Source organism: Lactobacillus gallinarum, from assembly GCF_002160635.1.
GTDB classification, from domain to species: domain Bacteria; phylum Bacillota; class Bacilli; order Lactobacillales; family Lactobacillaceae; genus Lactobacillus; species Lactobacillus gallinarum.
The window spans coordinates 1-25040 of record NZ_NFKZ01000012.1 but is presented as its reverse complement, the minus strand read 5'-3'; the positions used below and the strand labels follow the sequence as shown (position 1 = coordinate 25040).

General features: G+C 36.1%; 28 protein-coding genes. 27 read left to right on the top strand and 1 reads right to left on the bottom strand.

Annotated elements, in window-relative coordinates; all coding sequences use genetic code 11:
- Nucleotides 1-31 precede the first annotated feature (31 nt).
- The 4 genes from B5E95_RS05720 to mreD all read left to right on the top strand — a co-directional run bounded on the left by B5E95_RS05720 (nucleotide 32) and on the right by mreD (nucleotide 3191).
- Nucleotides 32-655 (top strand): JAB domain-containing protein, encoded by a 624-nt coding sequence (locus B5E95_RS05720; RefSeq protein ID WP_087175781.1) that lies wholly within the window; start codon nucleotides 32-34, stop codon nucleotides 653-655.
- A gap of 95 nt (nucleotides 656-750) precedes the next feature.
- Nucleotides 751-1755, top strand: coding sequence for a rod shape-determining protein (locus tag B5E95_RS05715; RefSeq protein WP_025005061.1), 1005 nt, complete (start codon nucleotides 751-753; stop codon nucleotides 1753-1755).
- Between the two features lie 45 nt (nucleotides 1756-1800).
- On the top strand, nucleotides 1801-2652 hold the full coding sequence (mreC, locus tag B5E95_RS05710) for a rod shape-determining protein MreC (RefSeq protein ID WP_087175782.1): 852 nt from the start codon (nucleotides 1801-1803) through the stop codon (nucleotides 2650-2652).
- Nucleotides 2652-3191 carry a rod shape-determining protein MreD gene (gene mreD, locus B5E95_RS05705; protein ID WP_025005059.1) on the top strand — a complete coding sequence of 180 codons (540 nt, stop codon included), beginning with the start codon at nucleotides 2652-2654 and terminating at the stop codon, nucleotides 3189-3191. The genes mreC and mreD overlap by 1 nt, the downstream gene beginning before the upstream one ends.
- Before the next feature lie 39 nt (nucleotides 3192-3230).
- Here the strand turns inward: mreD and B5E95_RS05700 are convergent, their stop codons facing one another.
- Entirely contained in the window at nucleotides 3231-3365 is a 135-nt protein-coding gene (locus B5E95_RS05700; RefSeq protein ID WP_081776546.1) for a DUF4044 domain-containing protein, read from the bottom strand.
- Nucleotides 3366-3458: 93 nt separating this feature from the next.
- Here B5E95_RS05700 and B5E95_RS05695 point away from each other — a divergent pair, with 93 nt between their 5' ends.
- The 23 genes from B5E95_RS05695 (at nucleotide 3459) to mnmA (ending at nucleotide 24881) form a co-directional block, all read left to right on the top strand.
- Entirely contained in the window at nucleotides 3459-3791 is a 333-nt protein-coding gene (locus B5E95_RS05695) for a DUF3397 domain-containing protein (protein WP_087175783.1), read from the top strand.
- A 193-nt stretch (nucleotides 3792-3984) separates the two neighbouring features.
- Entirely contained in the window at nucleotides 3985-4416 is a 432-nt protein-coding gene (mraZ, locus tag B5E95_RS05690; RefSeq protein ID WP_087175784.1) for a division/cell wall cluster transcriptional repressor MraZ, read from the top strand.
- 4 nt (nucleotides 4417-4420) lie between these two features.
- A complete protein-coding gene (gene rsmH / locus B5E95_RS05685) occupies nucleotides 4421-5368 on the top strand; it encodes a 16S rRNA (cytosine(1402)-N(4))-methyltransferase RsmH (protein WP_087175853.1) in 948 nt (315 codons plus the stop codon).
- 13 nt (nucleotides 5369-5381) lie between these two features.
- A complete protein-coding gene (gene ftsL, locus B5E95_RS05680; RefSeq protein WP_087175785.1) occupies nucleotides 5382-5744 on the top strand; it encodes a cell division protein FtsL in 363 nt (120 codons plus the stop codon).
- Nucleotides 5744-7903, top strand: coding sequence for a penicillin-binding protein (locus B5E95_RS05675; protein WP_087175786.1), 2160 nt, complete (start codon nucleotides 5744-5746; stop codon nucleotides 7901-7903). The genes ftsL and B5E95_RS05675 overlap by 1 nt, the downstream gene beginning before the upstream one ends.
- A 6-nt stretch (nucleotides 7904-7909) precedes the next feature.
- A complete protein-coding gene (mraY, locus tag B5E95_RS05670; protein ID WP_025005053.1) occupies nucleotides 7910-8878 on the top strand; it encodes a phospho-N-acetylmuramoyl-pentapeptide-transferase in 969 nt (322 codons plus the stop codon).
- 10 nt (nucleotides 8879-8888) lie between these two features.
- Entirely contained in the window at nucleotides 8889-10268 is a 1380-nt protein-coding gene (gene murD, locus B5E95_RS05665; protein WP_087175787.1) for a UDP-N-acetylmuramoyl-L-alanine--D-glutamate ligase, read from the top strand.
- Between the two features lies 1 nt (nucleotide 10269).
- Complete coding sequence (murG, locus tag B5E95_RS05660) at nucleotides 10270-11376, top strand: undecaprenyldiphospho-muramoylpentapeptide beta-N-acetylglucosaminyltransferase (RefSeq protein ID WP_087235782.1); 1107 nt, start codon at nucleotides 10270-10272, stop codon at nucleotides 11374-11376.
- Nucleotides 11377-11392: 16 nt separating this feature from the next.
- Nucleotides 11393-12250 (top strand): cell division protein FtsQ/DivIB, encoded by an 858-nt coding sequence (locus B5E95_RS05655; protein WP_025005050.1) that lies wholly within the window; start codon nucleotides 11393-11395, stop codon nucleotides 12248-12250.
- A 62-nt stretch (nucleotides 12251-12312) separates the two neighbouring features.
- Nucleotides 12313-13671: a cell division protein FtsA gene (gene ftsA, locus B5E95_RS05650; protein ID WP_025005049.1), complete on the top strand. Its 1359-nt coding sequence runs from the start codon at nucleotides 12313-12315 to the stop codon at nucleotides 13669-13671.
- Between the two features lie 14 nt (nucleotides 13672-13685).
- Nucleotides 13686-15044, top strand: coding sequence for a cell division protein FtsZ (gene ftsZ / locus B5E95_RS05645; protein WP_087235781.1), 1359 nt, complete (start codon nucleotides 13686-13688; stop codon nucleotides 15042-15044).
- A gap of 17 nt (nucleotides 15045-15061) precedes the next feature.
- Complete coding sequence (locus tag B5E95_RS05640) at nucleotides 15062-15502, top strand: cell division protein SepF (protein ID WP_025005048.1); 441 nt, start codon at nucleotides 15062-15064, stop codon at nucleotides 15500-15502.
- Nucleotides 15502-15804: a YggT family protein gene (locus B5E95_RS05635; protein WP_087175791.1), complete on the top strand. Its 303-nt coding sequence runs from the start codon at nucleotides 15502-15504 to the stop codon at nucleotides 15802-15804. Before B5E95_RS05640 ends, B5E95_RS05635 begins: the two co-directional genes overlap by 1 nt.
- Nucleotides 15804-16604 carry a YlmH family RNA-binding protein gene (locus B5E95_RS05630; RefSeq protein WP_087175792.1) on the top strand — a complete coding sequence of 267 codons (801 nt, stop codon included), beginning with the start codon at nucleotides 15804-15806 and terminating at the stop codon, nucleotides 16602-16604. The genes B5E95_RS05635 and B5E95_RS05630 overlap by 1 nt, the downstream gene beginning before the upstream one ends.
- Nucleotides 16580-17377, top strand: a complete 798-nt coding sequence (locus B5E95_RS05625; protein ID WP_087235780.1) for a DivIVA domain-containing protein — start codon at nucleotides 16580-16582, stop codon at nucleotides 17375-17377. The genes B5E95_RS05630 and B5E95_RS05625 overlap by 25 nt, the downstream gene beginning before the upstream one ends.
- A gap of 220 nt (nucleotides 17378-17597) precedes the next feature.
- A complete protein-coding gene (gene ileS, locus B5E95_RS05620; protein WP_087235779.1) occupies nucleotides 17598-20381 on the top strand; it encodes an isoleucine--tRNA ligase in 2784 nt (927 codons plus the stop codon).
- A complete protein-coding gene (locus B5E95_RS05615) occupies nucleotides 20381-20584 on the top strand; it encodes a cold-shock protein (RefSeq protein WP_003627651.1) in 204 nt (67 codons plus the stop codon). Before ileS ends, B5E95_RS05615 begins: the two co-directional genes overlap by 1 nt.
- A 19-nt stretch (nucleotides 20585-20603) precedes the next feature.
- Nucleotides 20604-21173 (top strand): NUDIX hydrolase, encoded by a 570-nt coding sequence (locus B5E95_RS05610; RefSeq protein ID WP_087175795.1) that lies wholly within the window; start codon nucleotides 20604-20606, stop codon nucleotides 21171-21173.
- 2 nt (nucleotides 21174-21175) lie between these two features.
- Nucleotides 21176-21484 carry a hypothetical protein gene (locus B5E95_RS05605; protein ID WP_087235778.1) on the top strand — a complete coding sequence of 103 codons (309 nt, stop codon included), beginning with the start codon at nucleotides 21176-21178 and terminating at the stop codon, nucleotides 21482-21484.
- 18 nt (nucleotides 21485-21502) lie between these two features.
- Nucleotides 21503-22198: a 5'-methylthioadenosine/adenosylhomocysteine nucleosidase gene (locus B5E95_RS05600; RefSeq protein ID WP_087235777.1), complete on the top strand. Its 696-nt coding sequence runs from the start codon at nucleotides 21503-21505 to the stop codon at nucleotides 22196-22198.
- A 1-nt stretch (nucleotide 22199) separates the two neighbouring features.
- On the top strand, nucleotides 22200-23357 hold the full coding sequence (locus B5E95_RS05595) for a cysteine desulfurase family protein (protein WP_087235776.1): 1158 nt from the start codon (nucleotides 22200-22202) through the stop codon (nucleotides 23355-23357).
- 47 nt (nucleotides 23358-23404) lie between these two features.
- Nucleotides 23405-23746 carry a DUF1831 domain-containing protein gene (locus B5E95_RS05590; protein ID WP_025005039.1) on the top strand — a complete coding sequence of 114 codons (342 nt, stop codon included), beginning with the start codon at nucleotides 23405-23407 and terminating at the stop codon, nucleotides 23744-23746.
- Nucleotides 23747-23753: 7 nt separating this feature from the next.
- Nucleotides 23754-24881 (top strand): tRNA 2-thiouridine(34) synthase MnmA, encoded by a 1128-nt coding sequence (mnmA, locus tag B5E95_RS05585; RefSeq protein WP_025005038.1) that lies wholly within the window; start codon nucleotides 23754-23756, stop codon nucleotides 24879-24881.
- Nucleotides 24882-25040 lie beyond the last annotated feature (159 nt).

The window sequence follows — 25040 nt, the reverse complement described above, 5'->3', positions numbered from 1 at the left end:
TGCGTATTAAGTAATGAAGGGAGAAATTTTTATGATAGAAATAAACTCAAATCATTACTTTGGAAATACAGACCTAGAATTACTAGCTAAGTTATTTGAGCAGTTCAAGGATAAAGGAATTAGAACTTTTGAAGAGTTAGAGTCTTTTTTAAGAAAAAGAGATTTTAATTCCTTCGATGATATAGTTCAATTCATAACAGGTTCAAGTTGCCCCAGCAATTTGGCGATTACGGCTGAAGAGGTAATGGATCGCCTGCGAATGGCGTCATCTAAACGCAAACCTGTTTTAACCTCAAGTGTTGAAGTTGGGACATATTTAGCTGATAAATTAGTAGGTCACAAGCAAGAAGAGCTTTGGGCATTATATGTCGATAATGGAAATCGAATTGTAGCTGAGAAAAAGATTTTTCAAGGCACGTTAAATAAATCAGTCGCACATCCGCGAGAAATTTTTCGCTGGGCCGTAATCTATGACTGTTCGGGGATTTTTATTGCTCATAATCATCCTAGTGGTAAATTAATGCCGTCTTCCAACGACTTTGAATTAACTAAAGATCTATATCGGGCGGCAAAAATGATGAAAATTGATCTTTTAGACCATTTTATTGTGGGACAAGGACAATATTTGAGCATGCGTGAAAAAGAATTGTTTTAAACTTCTTTAAAATTTGCGTGAAAATCACCTTTAAAGTTATAGTATGCTATAATTATTCAAGATTTAGAGACCGCAACAATTAAGGAGAGATTTTTGTGTTTGGATTAGGTACAAAGAATATTGGTATCGATTTAGGTACAGCCAATACACTTGTTTACATGGAGGGTAAAGGAATTGTTTTAAGAGAACCTTCTGTAGTAGCAAAGAATACACATACAGGTGAAGTAATCGCAGTTGGTTCAGAAGCCAAGGAAATGATTGGTAGAACCCCAGGTAGTATTGTAGCTATCCGTCCAATGAAGGATGGGGTTATTGCTGATTACGACACTACTGCTGCTATGCTTAAGTACTTTATGGAAAAGACTGTTGGCAATTCTAAGCCTTCAGTAATGATTTGTGTTCCTTCAGGTGTTACTGAAGTTGAAAAGCGTGCTGTAATTGATGCAGCTAGAGTAGCTGGTGCTCGCGAAGCTTTCGTGATTGAAGAACCATTTGCTGCAGCTATTGGTGCAGGCCTTCCAGTTATGGATCCTACTGGTTCAATGGTTGTTGATATCGGTGGTGGTACTACTGATGTTGCTACTATTTCATTAGGTGGTATTGTTTCATCAACTTCAATTCGTCAAGCTGGAGATAAGTTTAACAATGCAATTATTAATTACATTCACTCCAACTTTAACTTATTGATTGGTGAAAGAACTGCTGAAGATATTAAGATTCAAGTAGGTTCTGCTTCAATTGAAAAAGCTAAGGAAATTGAAGCTATGAATATTCGTGGTCGTGATTTGGTTACTGGTTTGCCAAAGTCAATTGATATCAACGCTGAAGATATCGCTAAGGCTATTCAAGATGTTGTTCAAGACATCATCGTTGCAATTAAGGAAACTTTAGAACAAACCTCTCCTGAAATTGCTGCCGATGTTATCGACCACGGTATCGTTTTAACCGGTGGTGGTGCATTGCTTAAGAACTTGCCAGAAGTAATTTCTGAAGCAACTAAGGTTCCAGTATTTATTGCACAAGATCCACTTGATTGTGTGGCAATTGGTACTGGTGAATCACTCAAGAATATTGAAGTAATGCGTAGAAGTCGCAAATAATAAAAAAGCCGGCTATGGCCGGTTTTTCTTTAGGATCAATTCTTAATGAAAAAATTTCTACAAAATAAAAAGTTATTATCAACATTTATTGTAATTATTGTCATTTTTGCCGTTTTAGGTGGGAGTGTTAGTTTACGTAATAAACGTAATGCTCCATTGCTTGTTCAAAGCTTAGGAAATGATATTGTAGCCTTAGGATCTAGAATTATTGATGTTCCGGTAGGTTTTATTTCTGGTGGTTTGAATAATGCACATGAGATTTTAAATGCACAAGATGAGAATAACCATCTGAAGCGCCAAATTACTAATTTAGGTCAAACTAAGGTCCGTAATGCCAGCTTAGAGAAAGAAAATCGGCAGTTAAAAGCAGCATTGAATTTGAAAGATACTTTAAGTGGTTATACTTTGATCAATGCTTCAGTTATTTCTCGTGCTCCAGATACCTGGTCAGATCTACTTACAATTAATAAAGGTAGTTCTTCAGGTATTAAGAAGAATATGGCTGTAATGTGTGGTGGTGGAGTTATTGGACGAATTGTTGAAGCTAATGCCGCTTCTTCAAAAGTCGAATTGATCACTACTACAGATGAATCGGCTAATCGTTTTTCTGTTCAAGCAGATGTTGCTAATGGCAAGACCGTTCACGGGATCATTACTGTTACAGCTAATAACCAATTAGCCTTTACTCAGGTAGTTGATGGCCGCAAGTTAAAGGCCGGCACTAGAGTTTACACGAGTGGTATGGGTGGTAATTCGCCTAAAGGACTTTTAATTGGTACTGTTACTCAGACTACCCGTGATTCATTTGGTTTATCTGATCAAATTAGAATTAAACCAGCAGGTGATATTAGCGATCCGTCAGTTGTTACAGTTATTGAAAGACAGGTGGCTAACTAATGTCTATTTTTCGTAAATGGGTTTTAGCAATTGGACTTTTTGTTGCCATTGTTGTAGATGGTGTTTGTTCATTTTATTTGCATCAATTTATGGATTATGGAAGTTTTGGTGCCGCTAGTCTAATCTTACCGATTAGTGTAATGCTGATTGGACTTTTTGATGACACCAATGAAAATGAAATTTGGCTGGCCTTAGGCACGGGAATAGTTGCTGACATTTACTTTTATGGCTTTATTGGAGTTTATGCAGTTTTCTTACCCCTCAGCTGTTGGATTTGTCAAAAAATTGCTCGCTTTTTACCAGAAATATTTTGGGCAAGACTAATTGTAGTTTTATTAGGAACGACAATTTTTGTAGCATATAGTTGGCTGATCTTTAACATGATAGGAATAGCTACGACGTCGATTCATGGCTTATTAATGAGTCTATTAGTGAATCAAGGATGGACGGCAGGATTCTTCGTTTGTTTATACTGGATTTGGGGTAACCTAGCACAAGATTATCCGTTCTTAATTGATTTAAATGCTTATCGTGTATAAAAATAAAAAGAGACGAGAAAAATTTTTCTCGTCTCTTTTTTAAAACATTCCTGCTCCGGCCATTGCACCGACAGCACCAGCAACAACTGCGGCTAATGTAATAACTGCCATTAACCAAGCCATTACAATTGTCAATTTTTGAAAACCAGATTTCTTCTTCTTTTTTCGTGCCATAAAAAGCCCTCCTACTTGAACAATATTTTATGCTTATTAATAGTTTTTTTCAAATGAATTGTAGTTTAGAATAAAAAGGATGGAGGATCTTTTATGCTTTTTATTTTCTTAATACCAGTTATCGGTTTGGTAGCAGCTTTTTTAATTAATAAAATTTTCCCACATGCTCAGTTTAGAGGCTATGATGTTTTGCCTTTTTTCTTGTTTGCCGCATGCAATTTAGCCACTACACATGCTAACTTGCCTTCTTTTTTACCATATGGATTTTTATTTTATTTTATCTTAGTTGTTATTGTGTCTTTAAACGATGCAATTAAAAATAAAAATATTTCATTAGGTAAAACGATTCGCAAGTTATGGGATTATTTAGCTGCTTGCAGTTGTTTTTGGTATCTTGGTTCATTAATTTTAATGTTTGCTTATTAATTTAGTTACTAATTTTTTAATAAAGTAAAAATTATTTGTATATGCAAAAGCCGCAAAATTATAATATTTTGCAGCTTTTTTAAATTTTATAAAATAAAAAGATAAATAAGCATAAAAATATGTATTTTTTTCCAGAGTTTGTGGTAGAGAGTGGTGAATTGTGGTAAATTATTTAGTGGAAGGGGGCTAGACCATGTTCATGGGTGAATATCACCACAATCTTGATAGCAAGGGTCGCCTAATTATACCAGCGAAACTTCGCAATCAAATTGGAAATAAAATGGTATTTACTCGAGGAATGGAAGGCTGTATTTTTGGCTATTCGATGGAAGAATGGCAAAAGATAGAAGCCAAATTAGCAAAACTTCCGTTGACTAAGAGGAATACGCGTAAATTTATGCGTTTATTCTACTCTGGTGCGATGGAAAGTGAGTTCGATAAGCAGGGGCGTGTCAATTTTACATCGACATTAAAAGCTCATGCTGGACTTACTAAAGAATGTGTCATTGTAGGAGTTTCTGACCGAATTGAAATCTGGGCTAAGGAACGTTGGGATAGCTTTGAGGAAGAAGCTAACGAAGACTATGATGATATTGCTGAAAATTTGGACGACATTGAACTATAAAACTATGAAATTCAAACACACCAGTGTACTCTTACACGAAACTATAGATAATTTAAAACCAAAAAACGGTGGTCTTTATGTAGATGCAACTTTTGGCGGCGGTGGGCATGCCAAGTATTTGTTAAGTAAAATTGAAACTGGTACGTTAGTCGGTTTTGACCAAGATGAATATGCGATAAAATCGGCAGAGTTGAACTTCGCTGATTTATTGCAGCCAGATAGTGAACCTAAATTGAAATTAGTACATGACAACTTTAGTAATCTGGAGCAGGATCTAGTTAAGCTGGGTTACGCAGATGGAATAGATGGCATATATTACGATTTAGGTGTTTCATCACCTCAGTTTGATCAAGCTGATCGTGGCTTCTCATATCGTTATAATGCAAGGTTAGATATGAGAATGGATCAAAGTCAAGATACGGATGCATATCAGTTAGTTAATACCTTAAGTCAAAAAGAGCTAGCAGATATTTTATATCAATATGGAGATGAAAAATTCTCCCGGCAGATTGCTCATAGGATCGTAGAAAGACGTAAGGATAAGCCAATTGTGACAACCTTTGAATTGGTTGACATTATTAAAGAGGCGATTCCCGCGTATGCACGAAGGACTGGAGGACATCCAGCTAAGAAAAGCTTTCAAGCTTTACGAGTTGCTGTTAATCACGAACTTGATGTTTTACAGGCTTCACTTGAAGAAGCTATTAAGATTTTAAGACCTGGTGGCAGACTTAGCGTGATTACCTTTCAGTCCCATGAAGATAAAATCGTTAAAAAGATTTTTAAGAAGTATTCAGAGGTTGAGGTTCCAAGAGGAATGCCCTTTGTGCCAGACGATATGAAACCAACACTTCGTTTGGTAAATCGCAAACCGATTACTGCTTCAACTTCCGAGTTAGAAAACAACAACCGCTCACACAGTGCAAAACTACGGGTTGCAGAGAAGTTATAAAGAGGAAAATGCTATGGCTGATAGCTCAGCAAGAAAAATTGAATATGAACCTAGAAAACAGAATGGTTCGCAGAAACGTCAACGAATTACCCTTGATCCGCATAAAGTTCCTTACAATATTTTAGAAAAGACTTTACTAGCAATAGGAAGTATCGTCACCTTGGGAATGATGATCTTCTTGGTTTCTTCTAGTATTTCTGCAACTTCGGCTCAACATGAGCTAAGTCAAACTCAGCAGACAGTTGCTAAGGAACAGAATAGGATCACCGATTTACGTCAAGAAATTGGTGAGTTAACTTCTACTTCACGCTTAAACAAGATTGCGCGTGAAAAAGGATTAACTCTGATTAATAAAAATATTAGGACAATTCGCTAATGAAAAAAAATAGTAATTTAAAATTACAAAAATCCAAAGCTCACAGCTACCGCTTCACAGTGGGGAGAGTTCTCCAAGTAGCTGTGGCTTTGGTTTTTCTTGTATTTACAGCTAGATTTTTATATATAGGTATATCCAAAACAGTTAATGGGCAGAACTTATCCGCACGTACCAAGCAGCTTTATAAGCGTAATCAAGTTATTAAAGCAACACGTGGTACGATATATGATCGGAATGGATTAGCAATTGCGGAAGACTCACATTTATATACTATTTACGCGATTTTGGATAAGTCATCGATCAACTACAAGAATAAGCCAGAATATGTTGTGAATAAGTCTGAAACAGCTGAAAAGTTGGCTACAGTTTTGCCGATGTCGGCAGATAAAATTTATCGCTATTTGAATCCCAAGCAGAAGGCTTTCCAGGTTCAATTTGGTACAGCAGGTAGTGGATTAACGAGTAAGCAGAAGAAAAAGATTGAAGCTATGAAGTTGCCAGGAATCAAATTCTTAGCTACGCCATCAAGACTTTATCCTAATGGTAATTTTGCTTCTCACATTGTTGGTTTAGCTCAGCCTGTATATGATAAAAAGACCAATGCACAAAATTTGGTTGGTACTATGGGAATTGAGGCTTACTTCAACAAGACTTTAACCGGTACTGATGGTTACAGAATTTCCTCAGTTGATGCTTCAGAATATCAAATGCCTAATGGCAATCAAGTATATAAGCCAGTTAAAAATGGTAATAACTTATATTTGACGCTTGATTCACAACTGCAAAGTTATCTTGAATCACATATGACTGATGTACAAAAAGCATATGATCCTACTTCGATAACTGCAGTTGTTGAAGATATGAAGACTGGTAAAATTTTAGCAGCTTCACAGCGTCCAACATTTAATCCTCAGACTAAGAAAGGTTTAACCAAAGCATATCGTAATATCTTGGTTCAAGATACTTATGAACCAGGTTCTGCGTTTAAAGTTCTTTCCTTTGCGGCAGTAGTTAATAGTGGCAATTACAATCCGAATGAATATTTCCGTTCAGGATCAGTAAATGTCGGTGGTTCAACTATCCATGACTGGTTGACTTCTGGTTGGGGTACGATTCCATTTTCACAAGCATTTGAGCATTCAAGTAACACTGGTTTTGTTAAGCTGGAACAAAAGATGGGTGCAAAGACTTGGAATAAGTACTTAAAGAAGTTCCACATTGGTCAAAAGACTGGAATTACACTTCCGGGAGAACAACCTGGCTTCATTTCATTCAAGACGCCAGTTGATCAAGCCGTTACTGCATTTGGTCAGGGTGTAACTGTTAATGTAATGCAAATGATGCAGGCATACAGTTCATTGGCTAATAATGGTCAAATGGTAAAGCCACAATTAGTTGATAAGATTACTGATTCTAACGGTAAAACCCTTAAGGGCTATGAGATCAAAAAAGTTGGTTCAAAGATTTATAGCAACAAGACTAAAAAAGTTGTTTTGGCCAATATGAAGAGAGTGCTTAATAAGCAATCTGGTACTGGTAATGCCTACAAGATGGGCAATGCAGATATTGCTGTTAAGACCGGTACTGCTCAAATAGCTAATCCAAAAGGTGGTGGCTATTTGAAAGGTGATAGCAACTACATCTTCTCAGTAGTCGGTGTTTACCCTACCAAGGATCCTAGATATTGTATTTACCTAACTATCAAGCAACCTCATTTGGCTGGGACGACAGCTGAAAAGATTTTAGCTTCTATCTTTAAGCCAATGATGAGTCGAATTATTACAATGGCTAAAAGTGATAATTCAACCACGACTGTTAGTGTTCCTAATTTCAAGAATATGACAGTTGCTCAAGCTTCAGCTAAAGCTAAGCAAGTTGGTCTTAACTTAGTTAAAGTAGGTGAAAAAGATAGAATTACTGCTCAAGGAATTAAGAGCAGTGAGAAATTGGAGTCTGGGGACAAGATCTTTGTATATACCTCAGGTAAAATAAATTGTCCTGATATGAAGGGGTGGAGTTTTAATGATTTACATCAATTCTCTAATGTATCAGGTATTAAATTAAGCATAAAGGGAACCGGAACTGTTACCAGCCAAAGTGTGGCCAAGGGAGCAGAGTTAAAATCTGGAGAAAAAATAAAAGTTAATTTAAAGGAGTAGCATAGGATGAGTATTATGCAAGCAAGTTTTGTTGCTTTAATTAGTTCATTAATTTTGACGGTAATTTTTTTACCGTTGTTAATTAAGTTTATGCATTCGCATCATGAAGGACAGGAAATTCGTGATGAAGGGCCAAAATGGCACCAAAAGAAATCAGGAACTCCTACAATGGGAGGAACAATTTTTGTTATTGCAGCAGTAATTTCTGTTATCTGGGTTGCTGCATGGCAACATAGCTTGAACAAAGTTGTTTGGATTTTAGTAATCAGTCTTTTAGGTTACGGTATCATTGGTTTCCTTGATGATGGAATCAAGCTGTATTACAAAAGAAATTTGGGTTTAAGAGCATGGCAAAAACTTGCTTTACAAATTATTATTGCCATTGTGATTGTATTAATTGCTTCAAGCGATCACTTTAATTTTGGTTTATACATTCCATTTGCTGGAGTTGTTCATAGCGTAGCATTATTTGTAATCTTCATTATTTTCTGGTTGGTTGGCTTTTCTAATGCTGTTAACCTTTCAGACGGATTGGATGGCTTAGCTACCGGGTTATCTGTAGTAGCCTATGGTACATATGCTTATATCGCATTTAAACAAAAGAATTTGGCTATTTTAGCCTTTTGTATGAGTGTAATTGGCGGTTTGATTGCTTTCTTTATTTTCAACCATAAGCCTGCCAAAATCTTCATGGGGGATGCAGGCTCACTTGCATTAGGTGGTGGTCTTGCTACAGTAAGTATTATGCTTAATAGACCATGGTCACTTTTGTTAGTGGGTATTGTATTTGTATGTGAAACTGCTAGTGTAATTATGCAGGTTATTTCTTTCCAAACTACTGGTAAGAGAATTTTTAAGATGACTCCTATTCACCATCATTTTGAAATGTTAGGCTGGTCAGAATGGAAAGTAGACATTGTTTTTTGGATTGTTGGTTTAGTAGGTAGCATTTTATATTTAGCAATTTGGGGATAAAAATAAAAAAATGAAGGATATTAAAACTTATAGTAATAAGAATATTTTAGTTTTAGGTTTAGGTAAAAGTGGATTTGCAGTTAGCGAATTACTTTTAAAATTAGGTGCTAAATTAACCTTGAATGACAAGGCTGATCTTGATAAAAATGAAAAAGCACAAGAGCTAAAGGCTAAAGGCGTTCATGTAATTGGCGGACATCACCCAGTTGATTTACTTGAAAAAGAACATTTTGATTATTTAGTTAAAAATCCAGGTATTCCATATGAGAATCCAATGGTTAAAAAAGCTGAAGAACTAAATATTCCAATTATTACAGAGCCTGAAATTGCTTTAAGTTGTAGTGATGCTCCTTATGTTTGTGTCACAGGTTCAAATGGTAAAACTACCACTGTGATGCTCACTCAAAGAATTTTGGATCATCATTTACAAAAATCAGGTCATCATGCCTATGCAGTAGGTAATATTGGTGTGCCAATTTCTGAAGTAGTACCTAAGGCAACTAAGGATGATATCTTGGTAGTAGAAATTTCTAGTTTCCAATTACTTGGCGTAACAGATATTGATCCTAAGGTGGCTGCTATTGTCGACATTTATAATAATGTTCACTTGGACTATCACAAGACCTTTGAAAATTATGTAAATGCTAAGTTGAACGTTACTAGAACTCAAAATAGTGATGACTACTTTATTGCTAACTTTGATCAAAAAGATATTTTAGCTAAAGAAAAAGAAGTAACACCTGCTAAGATGCAAACTTTCTCAGAAACAAATTCTAATGCAGATTACTTTATTGGTGATGAATATCTTGAGAGTCACAATGAAAAGATCATGAAGATTGCAGATATCAAATTACCAGGTATTCATAATTTACAAAATAGCTTGGTTGCAATTGCAATTTCAAAGATTATGGGTGCAGATAATGATGATATTGCAGCGGTTTTGAGTACTTTCACTGGTGCTAAGCACCGTTTGCAATATGTAACAACTCTTGATGGACGCAAGGTTTATAATGATTCTAAGTCAACTAATATTGAAGCAGCTACAGTTGCTATTCCTGCATTCAAAGAACCAGAAGTTTTAATTGCAGGTGGTCTTGATAGAGGATTCTTGTTTGATGATTTAGTACCATTGTTCAAGAAGCATGTTAAATCTATTGTTCTTTATGGAGAAACAAAATATCTATTAGCTGATGCTGCTAGAAAAGCTGGCATTAAAGATATTGTAATTGTTAATACTCTTCAAGAAGCTGTTCCAAGAGCATATGAGTTAAGTGAACCTGGAGATGTAATCTTGTTCTCACCAGTTTGTGCTTCATGGGATCAATTCAGAACCTTTGAAGATCGTGGCGATTACTTTGTAAAATTTATTAAGGAATTGAAGACTAAATAAAATGAGAGTTATATTTACCGGCGGTGGCACAGGTGGTCACATTTACCCAATTATGGCAATTATTGAACGTTTGAAAGAACGTGGAATTAGCAAAAATGATGAAATTCTATTTGTCGGAACTAAAAAAGGATTGGAATCTAAAATTGTTCCTGCAGCTGGTGTTAATTTCAAAACAATTAACATTCAAGGATTTAATCGTAAGCATCCGTTGAAAAATTTTGAAACCATTAAATTGTTTTTACAAGCTACCAAGAGTGCACGGAAGATTTTAAAAGAATTTAAGCCTGATGTCGTTTTGGGTACAGGTGGTTATGTTAGTGGAGCTATGGTTTATGAAGCAGCTAAAATGCATATTCCAACTATGATCCATGAATCCAATTCAGTTGTTGGTTTAGCTAACAAGTTTTTAGGCCACTATGTTGATCGCATTTGTTACACTTTTGACGATGCTGCAAAAGAATTCCCTGAAAAAAAGAAGCTAGTTAAAACAGGTAATCCAAGATCACAACAGGTTTTGAGCTTACATGAAGAAAAGATTGATATAAAGAAGAAGTGGGGACTTAGTCCAGAAATGCCAACTGTTTTAGTTTTTGGTGGTTCCCGTGGTGCTTTAGCTATCAATCGAATTATGCTTAAGTCATTAATGAATTTAAAGACTAAGCCATACCAAATTATTTGGGCTACAGGTACTTACTATTTTGATTCAGTTCAAAAGAAGTTAGAGAACGTAGATATTGGTAATAATATTAAGGTTTTGCCATACATCAAGAACATGCCCGGTTTATTACCAGAAATGACTTGTGTTGTTTCAAGATCTGGAGCAACAAGTATTGCAGAGTTCACTGCATTAGGTGTACCTGTAATTTTGATTCCAAGTCCTAATGTAACGCACAATCACCAAATGAAGAATGCATTAGATTTAGAGAAGGCTGGCGCAGCCTTGGTCATCCCAGAAGATGATCTTAACCCTAATAATTTTGTTTCTTCAATTGATCATATTTTGCTTGATGAAAAATACGCTAAAGAAATGAGTCAGGCTTCAAAGGCATTAGGTGTACCTGATGCATCTGATCAAGTGATTAAAGTGATGGAAGAGATTTCACGCTAGGAGGCCGGTGAGGCAGATGGCAAAGAAACCAGTAACGAGGATTGATCCAAGAAAGGAATTATCTCCTTATTTGAATCATGAATTCAATCAACAAAAAAATAGTCGTAAATCGCAAGCCAAGATTTCTGCCTCACTTTCTAGTTTACAGGCGGAAAGACGACGGTCACTAAGACGGCGGCTTGGTTTAATAATGTCAGTTTCAGTTTTGGCGATTGCTGGGCTAGGCTATTATATTTCTCCCTTGGCCAATATAAGTACGGTTAAGGTGATTGGTGCTTCGGATTTGCCGATTAAAGGAATCGTGAAGGCATCTAAGATCAAAGCCAGTGATAAGGTTTTTGATTATTTGTTTCAACAAAAAGATTTGAGCCAAAAATTATCTAAGAAGTATCCTGAAATAGAAAGTGCCCAAGCACATTTAGGTCATGTTAACCAGCTCATATTGCAAATTAATGAACGTAAAACCGTAGGCTATTTAAAAGATGGCGATGATTATCGTAAGATTTTAAGTAATGGCAAGTTAGGCAGTACTGCAATTACTTGGGCAAAAGTCGATCAAGATAAACCTATTTTTGTTGGCTATAATAAAGCAACTTCTTTAAAAGAAGATTTAAACTTATTTAATAGTTTGCCCAAATCATTCCAAAACCAGGTAAAATTATTAAGTGGGAACACTAGACGAAAGTCACAAGTAATTTTAGTTATGAAAGATGGCAATGTAATTATTGGCAGTACCGTAACGTTAAAGAGCAAACTAAAATATTATGACGAAATTAAAGTTAAAGCTGGAAAAAATAGCTTAATTGATTTAGAAATAGGTGCGTTTAGCAGGCCATTAACTTCAAGTGAAAAGAAAGCCTACGGGGTATCGTAGCTGTTTTACTTGTTTATTTATGTTAGAATTTTTTCAAGGCAAATATTAATGGGGGCTTAATTTTGGAGAATTCAAATCTTTTAGTGGGTCTTGATATAGGAACCACAAGCGTGAAAGCAGTTGTGGCAGATTCGGGTAAAGTCATTGGTGCAGTTACTACGCCCAATTCAGGCATGAGACATGGTCAAATTGTTGATATTGATCAGACTGCAGCAGCTATCAGCCGTGCTTTAAAAGGCGTGGCAGAAAAGACTAATGCAAAAATTTATAGTGTCGTAGCCGGAATTCCAGTAGGAATGTTGCAATTAGAGACAGCAACTGGATTTGCTAATGTCGGTGAAGAAGGACAAGAAGTAAATAATGAAGATGTCAAAAGAACGATTCGCTCTGCGATTCATGCTGCTGCAAAAGATGATCGTGAAGCAATTGCTTTTTTGCCTAGTCGATTCTTAATTGATGGAAAAACTGAGGTTGATGATCCTCGTAAGATGATTGCTCGTTCACTTGGAGTAACTGGTATTTTGTTAACAGCTCCAACAGGTTCTTTGCATAACATTAAAAAAGCAATTGAACGTGCAGGCTATCACAACAATTTCTTTGTTCCAACGCCATTGGCAATTTCTAGTGTTGCATTAAATGAAAGTGAAAAGACTTTCGGTTCTGTAATTATTGACCTCGGTGGTGGAGTAAGTACAGCAACAGTAATTAAGGAAGGCCAAATCAAATACGCTAATATTGATTTGGAAGGTGGTAGCGATATCACTAATGATATTTCTGCTGTTTTAAGTATTTCTAAACGTGATGCTGAACAAATTAAATTAGATTATGGCTTTGCTGATCCGCAATTTGCTTCTAAGAATGATAAATTTGCAATTAATAGTGTAGGCTCAAATGGACAGCAAATGATTGATGAAGTTTACCTGAGTGAAATCATTAATGCACGTCTTGAGCAAATTCTAACTCGTCTTGGCAAGGGTTTAGCCAAGCATAATGCTTTGAAGCAACCGGGTGGTATTGTTATCACTGGTGGAACTAGTTTACTTCAAGGAATTGATAGTTTGACAGCCAATGGTTTAAACGTTAAAGCACGTATTTATCAGCCAGATCAAATTGGTATGCGCAACCCAATTTATACAGCTGCATATGGAATAGTAAATTATTCTTACAAGATGTCAGAAGTAGACTATCTTGTTAACAGTGTAATTTACGGTTTTGGTGAAAATGTAGTTGAAGAACCAGTTTCACAACCAAAAACTTCCAAGAATTCTAAAAGAACTGTTTCTACTAGTGAAAGTGAAGCCAAAGAAGCTTATAATAGAAACAAAATGTCCGCAAGAGATGATTCTTCAGTGGACGAAGAAAATAATAATCAAGAAAAATCTAATGGCTTGAAGAGTTTCTTTAAGAAATTCTTTGATTAAAGGTGGTTAATTTAATGGATTTTACATTCGATTCAGACGACAATAAGAATGCTGTCATCAAAGTTATTGGTGTTGGCGGTGCCGGAGGCAATGCTGTTAACCGAATGATTGATGACGGTGTACAAGGTGTTTCATTTATTGCAGCAAACACTGATGTTCAAGCTTTAAACAGTAATAAAGCTGAAAACAAGATTCAATTAGGGCCTAAGTTAACAAGAGGTTTAGGTGCTGGTTCACATCCTGAAGTAGGCCAAAAGGCTGCTGAAGAAAGTGAACAAACAATTGAAGATGCACTTAAGGGTGCTGATATGATCTTTATCACTGCTGGTATGGGTGGTGGTACCGGTACTGGTGCAGCTCCTGTAGTAGCTAAAATTGCTCGTGAGACCGGTGCCTTAACTGTTGGTGTAGTTACACGCCCATTCAGTTTTGAAGGCCCTAAGCGCTCTAAGAACGCAGCAGAAGGAATTACCCAATTAAAGCAATACGTTGATACTTTAGTTATTATTGCTAATAATCGTTTGCTTGAAATGGTTGATAAGAAGACCCCAATGATGGATGCCTTCAAAGAAGCTGACAATGTCTTGAAGCAAGGTGTACAAGGTATTTCAGACTTGATTACTTCAACTGACTACGTAAACTTAGACTTTGCTGATGTTAAGACTGTTATGGAAAACCAAGGTGCAGCCTTGATGGGTATTGGTCGTGCTAGTGGTGAAAATAGAACTGTAGAAGCTACTAAGCTTGCTATTTCTTCACCACTTCTTGAAGTATCAATTGATGGTGCTAAGCAAGTATTGCTTAACATTACTGGTGGTCCTGACCTTACTTTGTTTGAAGCTCAAGATGCTTCAGAAATTGTTTCTAAGGCTGCTGGTGATGATGTCAACATTATCTTCGGTACATCAATTAACCCTAACTTAGGTGATGAAGTGGTAGTTACTGTAATTGCTACTGGTATTGATTCTAAAGCCGAAGAAGCCGCATCAAAGCAATTACCAGGACGTAGCCACCAAATTAAGGCTCAACCTAAGAAGGAAGCAGAACCTGTTGCTAATAATACTGTTCAACCAGAAAAGCAAACTGTTGACCGTCCACAAACTGTTCAACCATCTAATAATGCAGATGCGGATCATGAAGCGGAAAAGCCAAAGCAAACAATGGTTGATCCAACCAGTGTTTGGGGATTGAACGATAATCAAGATAATCAAAGAAGAAATACTAAGCCTGCTGAGCCAAAGGGTGATCATGAAAGCTTCGATACTTTTAGCAATGATGATCAAGATAGTATTTCTCAAATTGAAACTAGTGCTCAAGACGATAGTGATGATAGTGATGATATTCCATTCTTCAAACATCGTGGTGAAAACTAGTTTGGAGGTAGATACAGATGGCTTTTGATAAATTGGGTAGATTTTTCGGCATTTCCAATGATGATGAAGATGAATTGGAAAAAGAAGAATATGCTACTTCAAACAAAGATGATAATGAAAACTTACCTCTGAATTCTGTTAGTCGAGACAATGTTGTTTCGATTAAATCAGGATTAAATTCAGCCAAAAGTAAAATTGTGTTGTATGAGCCGCGTGTTTATTCTGATGCTAAAGATGTTGCACAAAACTTGTTGAATAATAAGGCAGTAGTAATTAACTTTAGCAGAATGGAAGATAGTTCCGCTCGACGAATCGTTGATTTTATCACAGGAACAGTTTATGCATTAAACGGTGAAATTCAACGCATCGGTGACAAGATCTTTTTAGCCACTCCACCTAAATTTGTGACAGATGGCAAAATTAGTGACTTAATTGATAAGAAAGATAATTTAAGTTAATGTTAAACGTAATACATTTTATTTACGTAGCTCTTACTTGGATCTTATGGCTTTACAGTCTATTTATTGTTATTGATGCAATTTTAAGTTGGGTACCAATGTTAAGTAATTCTGTAATTGGTCGCTTTTTAGATAAGATTGTAAATCCATACTTGAACTTGTTCAGAAAAGGTCCGTTTGCTAAGTTGGCCTATTCTACTGGAATTGATATTTCTCCAATTATTGGATTATTCATTTTGTACTTTGTACAGAATTATGTTCTATTTTGGATTTTTAATATTTTATTGAGGGTGTTAGGTTAATGCAAAAGCGACAAGCAAGTAAGTTTTACCCACATTTTAATCAAGAAGAAAGACCAGTAATTGATTATTTTACTGGTCTTTTTAATCAAATAATTTTTAAACATGAACCAATTTTAACCGATTTTTTAGATCCGGGTAAAAGAGCAATTCTAAAAACCATCGTGGGTAATGATGTTTTTATGCAAGAGTATGGCGGATATTCGAATGCGGAGAAAAAACGTGTTTATTTAAGCGAGGAATGGGTTAATTTGCAACCCAGCGATTATTTAATTCAGCCATATGAAATTGAATATCCACAAAAATTTATCAAAATTAATCATAGTGCGATTTTAGGTACCCTGGCTAATTCTGGAATTGAGACTGATACTTTTGGCGATATAATTACTGATGAAAATGGTAAATGGCAATTTTTTGCTAAAAAAGAATTAGTGGATTTTTTTGAAGAGCAGGTTACTCGGATTGGAAGAGCACAAGTAAAATTAAGAGAGATTTCTTTTAAAGATGTTCTAGTGCCGAAGGATGATTCAACGGAAAAGATAGAAATTGTTGCTTCAATGAGAATTGATGCAGTACTATCTGGAATTAGCAAACAAAGTCGTGGTCAGATTCAAAAAATGATTGAAAACCATTTAGTCAAATTAAATTGGCATGACATAGCAGATTCTAATATAATGGTTAAAGAGAATGATATTTTGAGTTTGAGGCATTTTGGGCGTGTTTTGATTGAAAATGTTTCGGCTACAAGAAAAGGAAAATATAAGGTGGTGCTAAAACTTTGGCAGACAAAGAAACGAAATTGACGCCGATGGATATTCATAATAAGGAATTTAAGCATCGAGGTCGTAATGGATATGATCGCTATGAAGTGGATAGTTTTTTAGATGATGTTGTTGATAATTATGGGGATGCACTTGATCAAGTAGTAGATTTAAAGAACGAAGTAGTATCTTTAAATAAAAAAGTAGAAGATATGCAGGCTCAAGTAGATGAGTATAGTAATATGAAGAAGTCGCTTATTTCTGCTCAAAAAACTGTAGATCAATTAAAAGAAAATGCAGAAGCAGAAGCCAAACGTATTCTGGATGATGCTAAAAAGGAAGCTCAAACAGAAGTTGGCTATCAAAAACAACAGCAAGAAGTTATCTCTAATGATTACAAGCGTTTAAAGAAACAAATAGGCGAATTTCGTAGTCATATGCAAGCAATGCTCCAAAATGAGATAAATAATTTAAATGATGAAACTTGGCAGCATGCTTTAGATGAATATTTCCATACGGAACGATTTTATCCGGGTAATGGTGCAGAACCAATCGGTGAAGAAGAAGAAATCGCAAATGAAACTGCAATCGATGATGAAGATATTGACAACGATGATGTAAATGACGTAAACTCTTCTCAAGAACCTGATGATTTGGATGAGGAGTTGTCAGATGATTCTGATGATGAAGAAGAAACTACTCCTAAGCCAATGATAGGCGATAGTCCGCATCATGAGACAATTAATTTAAAACCTGAAGTACCTAAGAGTTCATCAGGTCCAACAATTGTTTTCCCGGATGATTACAAAAAATAAAAATTAGATTGGCAGTAAAACTTGAGGGCAATTCAGCGAGCTAATGTTGGTGGAAGATTAGCATAAGAGCCTAAAGGTTGATCAGCTGTCTGAATGATCTAAACGTTTTTTGCACGTTACGCAAATTAAGTGGAACTTTTTTAAGTTCAATTTAGGTGGTACCACGGTTAACCTCGTCCTAATTAGGGCGAGGTTTTCTTTTTTAGAAAGGAATTTGTTAATGAGAATTAAAGACACTCTTAATTTAGGTAAAACTAAATTTAAAATGCGCGGTAATTTGCCAGTTCGTGAAGCAGAATGGCAAAAGCAATGGCGTGAAAATAAATTATATGAACAAAGATTAAAGCTTAATGAAGGTAAGCCTCGTTTTGACTTACACGATGGCCCTCCATTTGCCAATGGTAATATCCACATGGGACATGCTTTGAACAAGATCTCAAAGGATATCATTGTTCGCTACAAGAACATGAATGGTTACTATGCACCATACGTACCAGGTTGGGATACTCACGGTCTTCCAGTAGAACAACAACTTGCTAAAAAAGGCGTAGACCGTAAGAGTATGGATCGTGCTAAGTACCGTGAACTTTGTCGTCAATATGCTGAAGAACAAATTCAAAAGCAAATGAATGACTTTAAGCGTCTTGGTGTGATGGCAGATTGGGATCATCCTTATGTTACCTTGCAACATGACTTCGAAGCACAAGAAATTCGTGTCTTTGGTGAAATGTACAAGAAGGGTTACATTTACAAGGGTAAGAAGCCTGTTTACTGGTCATGGTCAAGTGAATCTACTTTAGCTGAAGCTGAAGTTGAATATAAAGATGTTGAAGCAAATTCAATTTTCGTTGCTTTCCCAGTAACTGACGGTAAAGGCATCATCGATCCTAAGGATACTTATTTCGTAATCTGGACTACTACTCCTTGGACTATTCCAGCAAACGAAGCAATCTGTGTAAATCCTAAGTTTGATTACTCAGTAGTTCAAGTTGGCGATAAACGTTACGTTGTTGCTACTGGCTTGCTTGATAAAGTAGCTGAAGAAATCGGTTGGGATGACTATAAGGTTGTTCAAACAGTTAAGGGTGCCGACATGGAATACATGAAGGCTAAGCACCCAATTTACGACAAGGAAAGTCTTGTAATTGAAGGCTTCCACGTAACTTTGGATGATGGTACTGGTTTAGTTCATACTGCACCTGGCTTTGGTGAAGACGACTTTAACGTTGGTCAAAAATATAACTTGCCAATCTTCAGTCCAGTAGATGCTCACGGTTGCTACACTGATGAAGTACCTGAACTTAAGGGCATGTTTTACCAAGACGTAGATAAGTTAATGATCGAAAAGTTAAAGGATGCTAGTGCACTTCTTAAGCTTAAGGTCTTTACTCACTCATACCCACACGATTGGCGTACTAAGAAGCCAGTTATCTTTAGAGCAACTACTCAATGGTTTGCTTCAATCGCTAAGTTTAGAGATCAAATTCTTGATCAAATTGAAAAAGCGAGCTTCATCCCTTCATGGGGTAAGACTCGTCTTTACAACATGATTAAAGATCGTGGTGACTGGGTAATCTCACGTCAACGTGCATGGGGTGTTCCACTTCCAATTTTCTACGCTGAAGATGACACACCAATCGTTACTCCAGAAACAATTGAACATGTTGCTAAGATCTTCGAAAAAGAAGGTTCAAACGCTTGGTACACTCATACTGCTAAGGAATTATTGCCAGAAGGCTTTACTTCAGAACACTCACCAAATGGTGAATTCACTAAGGAAAAGGATATTCTTGATGTTTGGTTTGACTCTGGGTCATCATGGTCAGGTGTCATGGAAAAACGTGATGGCTTACATTACCCAGCTGATCTTTACCTTGAAGGTAGTGACCAATATCGTGGTTGGTTTAACTCAAGTTTGATTACTTCAGTTGCTGTCACTGGTCAAGCTCCATACAAGCAAGTTCTTTCTCAAGGATTCGTTTTGGATGATAAGGGCCACAAGATGTCTAAGTCACTTGGTAACGTTATTTCACCTAATGACGTAATCAAGCAAATGGGTGCAGAAATTATTCGTCTTTGGGTAGCTCAAGCTGATACTACGTCAGACGTTGCTGTTTCAATGGGAATCTTGCAACAATCTGCAGAAAGCTACAGAAAGATCAGAAATACTTTCCGTTACATGCTTGCTAATACTAGCGACTTTGATCCTAAGAAAAATCGTGTTGCTTACGATGATCTTCGTTCAGTAGACCAATACATGGAAGTTAAGTTAAATGACTTAATCAAAGAATGCTTAGCAGCTTACGATAAGTTTGACTTTACTACTGTCTTCAAGAAGGTCTTTAACTTCATTTCTAATGATCTTTCAGCATTCTATCTTGATTTTGCCAAGGACGTTCTTTACATTGAAGCTGAAAACAGTCATGCACGTCGTTCAATGCAAACAGTTATCTATGATGCTGCAGTTAAGTTGGCTAAGATTTTGACTCCAATTTTGCCACACACTATGGAAGAAATTTGGGGCTTCTTGAAGGAAGACGAAGATTACGTTCAACTTGCAAATATGCCAAAAGTAGAAAACTATGCAAATCGCGATGAATTGCTTGAAAACTGGGCTAAATTCATGAAGTTGCGTGATGATGTTTTGAAGGCACTTGAAGATGCAAGAAACAAGAAGTTGATTGGTAAGTCATTTGAAGCAGCCGTAACAATTTACCCAGATAAAGAAACTAAGGCCATGCTTGATGAATTAGACGCTGACTTCAGAGAAATTTTAATTGTTTCTAAGTTAACTATTTCAGATGATCCAGCTCCAGCTGACGCTGAACAACTTGCTAATGCTGCTGTTGTAGTTAAGCATGCTGAAGGTGAAGTTTGTCCACGTTGTAGAATGATTAGAACTGATATTGGTGCAGATTCTAAGTTACCAGTGCTTTGTGGTCGTTGTGCAGAAATTGTTGAAGCAAACTACCCTGAAGCAGTACAAGAAGGATTAGAAAAATAATGCGTTTAGGTACTGTTAAACAATTTGATGAAGGAAGCAGTTATGGCTTTATTGAAGACGATCGCAACCACAAATCGTACTTCGTTTTCTATAAAGCTATTAAGGAAGAAGGCTATAAATCATTACGAGTAGGCGATCGAGTACAATATCAATTAGCTCAAGGAAAAAATGGCCTACAATGTGTTAATGTATATTTAGCTTAAAAAAGGAGGATGAGACTTAGTGGATTTAGAAGAAACAGAAATCTCATCGCAACAGATTTTTCAAGGTAGAATCTTGGATTTATCTGTTCGAACAATCAAATTACCTAATGGCGATACTGCGACTAGAGAAATAGTTAAGCATCGCCCTGCATCTTGTGTTATTGCAATTAATGATCAACAAGAAATGCTTTTGGTAAAACAATGGCGTGAAGCTATCAAGCAAGTCACTTTAGAAATTCCAGCTGGAATTGTTGACCCAACTGACACTAGTCCTCTTGATGCTATGAAGCGTGAATTGAATGAAGAAGGCGGCTACAAGGCAGAATATTGGGAAAAAGTTAGTGAATTTTATTCTACACCAGGCTTTTGTGATGAAAAAATGCATCTTTTCTATTGTGATACGTTAACTAAGTTGACTGAAAAGAGATCATTAGATGCAGATGAATTTTTAACTTCTGATTGGTATAGTTTAGATGAATTAAAGAATTTATTAGCAGAAGGAAAAATTGTCGATGCTAAGACAATTTATGCCATTTCTGTTTGGGAAAATATGCTATTGCGCAATGCTCAAGCTGAAAGTAATAAGTAATCATGACAGAAAAGCGTTCTGATTATCGTAAAAGACAGAAAAAAGGTTTAGTAGACAAAGTTAAATCTGCTTTTACTGATAATGATGCAACAGAAGAAGTTAATGTTAATCCTGATTTTCAAAGGGATGATTCTGAAAGAAGACGTCCTTTGGAAGGCGATGGAGAGGAGTTTTATCAAGCACAGCAGCCTATCGATAAAGAAAAGATGCGCGAAGAAAAGTCTTTAAAACTGAAAAAAAGACTGAACAGTGCTATTCTGATAGTGTTTGTTTTAATTATTTTAGTGCTTTTAGCATTATTTCATTTATAATTTGAAACGAGGAAATTTATGAAGATTGCGATTATTGTTCCAATGGCTGAAGAAGCCGAATTTTATCGTAATCATTTCCACGCAGAAAAAAAAGAAATGTTCGGATCAACTGAATTCGAACATTTTTCTGTTAACGGAAATGATGTTTATTTAGGTTTGAGTGGTATTGGTAAAGTTCAAGCTGCGATGAACCTAGCTAGTTTGTTAAGCAATGTAGATATTGATGTTATCTTTATGACTGGTTCTGCCGGTACTTTACATAAGGATATTCATCAAGAAGATTTAGTTTTGCCTAATGCCTTCATGTATTATGATGCTCATAATACTGCTGCAGGTGATTATGTAGAAGGCCAAATCCCACAACAACCAGCTCAATTTGTACTTGATTCACCAGAAAGAGCTGCATTCGCTGAGTATCTTAAAAAGCAAAATGTTGCTTTTAGTGAAGGATTAGTAGTTACTGGAGATTCATTTGTAGCTTCAACTAAGCAAAAGGATGAAATAAAAGAGAACTTCCCTGATGCATTAGCTTGTGAAATGGAAGGTGCTGCTTTTGCTCAAGTTGCTCATGCTTTTAATAAGCCATTAGTTGCAATGCGGGCAATCTCTGACAATGGTGATGGCAGTGCAAGTGAAGACTTTGATGTATTTGTTAAAAAGGTTGGAGCTAAGGCTGCTAAATTAATTAGTGATTACGTAGAAAAGATGAATTAACGTGCGTGAAATTTATTTGGATAACGCTGCGACTACTCCTATGTCTCCTAAGGTAATTGATGTAATTACTGATGAAATGAAAAATGATTTTGGTAATGCATCAAGTACTTATGAGTTGGGACGTCAAGCAAGAAATGTGATTGATCGAGCTCGTCATCAAATTGCCGCAAGTATTAATGCTAAAGATAATGAAATTATCTTTACATCAGGTGGCTCAGAAAGTAATAATACTGCCATTTTTGGTACAGCATACAGTCGAAAAAATATTGGTAAGAAGATTATTACCACGCAAATTGAACATCCTTCAGTTTTAAATCCTATGAAGCGATTAGAAGATGAAGGCTACAACGTTGTATATTTAAATGTTGATGAGACGGGACATATTTCTTTAGATGAACTGAAAAAAGAATTAACGCCAGATACAATTTTAGTATCGATTATGGCCGTAAATAATGAAGTAGGTTCCATTATGCCGCTTAAAGAAATTGGCAAATTGGTCAAAGAGAGCAATGCATATTTCCATGTTGATAATGTTCAAGGCATGGGAACGATTGATATTGATGTCAAAGCAATGAATATTGATTTATTATCAGTATCTGCTCATAAAATTAATGGACCAAAATTCTTAGGATTTTTGTATGAGAATTCTGATATTGATTTGCCAAATTTGGTTTTAGGCGGTGAACAGGAGACTAAACGTCGTGCTGGAACTGAAAATGTACCCGGTATTGCTGGCTTTGGCGAAGCAGTTAAAGAACTGACCAATATTGGTCATGATGATCTTCAGGCAAAATATGCGCATTTCCAAGATCTTATTTTGAACCAACTTGATCAAAATAAGATTGATTATAAAATCAATGGTGGTCATGGTCCTGGATATTCTCACCATGTCTTAAATCTATGGTTTAAGGGTATTTCTACTACTTCATTACAAACTAATTTAGATTTAAACGGTTATGCTGTCTCAGGTGGTTCCGCATGTACCGCAGGGTCACTTGAACCTTCACATGTATTAATTGCATGTTTTGGTGCAGATTCTCCTCGAATTAATGAATCAATTCGTATTTCGTTTGGGCGGTATAATACAGATGAAGAAGTAGAATCATTTGCTGAAAATCTGGTAAAAATTGTTCAAAGAATTCAATCTAAAAGAAAATAGTTGCTTTTAAAAAGAAAGTAACTTATTATAAATAAGTGAGGAAAAATATGGCAAATATAGTTGTGATTAATGGTGATAAACGTAAGTTTACTTTAAATCCAGAGTTAAAACTTTATGCTTTAATTGATGCTGGTTTTGTGAAGACTGCTAAGGGTAATTTTAATTATGAACATCCTTTGTATAATGATTCACCTTATAATGCACCAACTAAGTTAAAGATGACTGTTAATAAGGATTTATCTCATTTAACGATGGTTGTTACTGATCGCAATGGTTTGCAAAAGGTTAATATTTTTAAAAACAAGCAATTAGCGCCAACTGTAGATCTTTTAGATTACATTTTGAAGGATCTTGAAGAGCGTAAGATATTGCTTGAGGTAAAGGATTGATTGAATAATGGTTGACAATAGCAAGACTAGAGTAGTTGTAGGTATGAGTGGTGGTGTAGATTCATCAGTATCAGCATTATTACTCAAACAACAAGGCTATGATGTTGTCGGTGTTTTCATGAAAAATTGGGATGATACTGATGATTCTGGTGTTTGTACCGCTACTGAAGATTACGAAGATGTAAAGAAAGTTGCCGATAAAATTGGTATTCCATACTATTCAATTAATTTTGAAAAAGAATACTGGCATCGTGTTTTCGAATACTTTTTAAATGAGTACAAAAAGGGAAGAACGCCTAATCCTGACGTAATGTGCAATAGTCAAATTAAGTTCAAGTCATTTTTAGATTTTGCGATGGATCTAGATGCTGATTATATTGCAATGGGACATTATGCTAAAACTGTTAAAGATGCAAATGGTCTTACTCATATGATGCGTCCGAAGGATGGGAATAAGGATCAAACTTACTTCTTAAGTCAATTAAATCAAGATCAGATTAAGAAGGTTATTTTCCCACTTGCTAACTTAACTAAACCTCAAGTGCGTGAAATTGCCTTAGCTAATGGTTTGGCTACTGCTAAGAAGAAAGATTCTACTGGTATTTGTTTTATCGGTGAAAGAAACTTTAGAAAGTTCTTGAGCGAATTTTTACCAGCTAAGTCAGGTAAGATGGTTACCCCTGATGGCAAAGTGGTTGGTGAACATGCCGGCTTAATGTACTACACTATTGGTCAAAGACAAGGTTTAGGTTTAGGTTCAACTAAGGAATCAACGGATCCATGGTTTGTTGTTGGTAAGGACTTAAAGAAGAACGAATTAATCGTAGAACAGGGCTATGATAGTAAGCTTCTTTACGCAAGTCGCTTGAAGGCTAGTGATATGTCATTCTTTACTGGCAAGCCAGATCATGATGTGGAATTTCACTGCAGCGCTAAGTTCCGCTATCGTCAATGTGATGTTGGTGTAACTGTTAAGTATCATGCAGATGATAATACTGCTGACGTTTACTTTGATGAACCAGCTCGTGCAGTTACTCCTGGTCAAGCTCTTGTTTTGTACCAAGGTGAAGAATGTCTTGGTGGTGGAAATATTGATGCTGCTTACCAAGAAGACAAGCAATTGCAATTAGTATAAAATGAATTTTAAAAAAGGACGTTCGAATTTTCGAACGCCCTTTTCTTGTGTGTCGGGCATGACATTTCATCTAGTCTAGTGAAAGTCTAGACCACGGGTAGTTGTCGCCAAGTGTAGTGAACCACAAGCTGATAGCGGTGACGCTATGGGTGAAGGAAG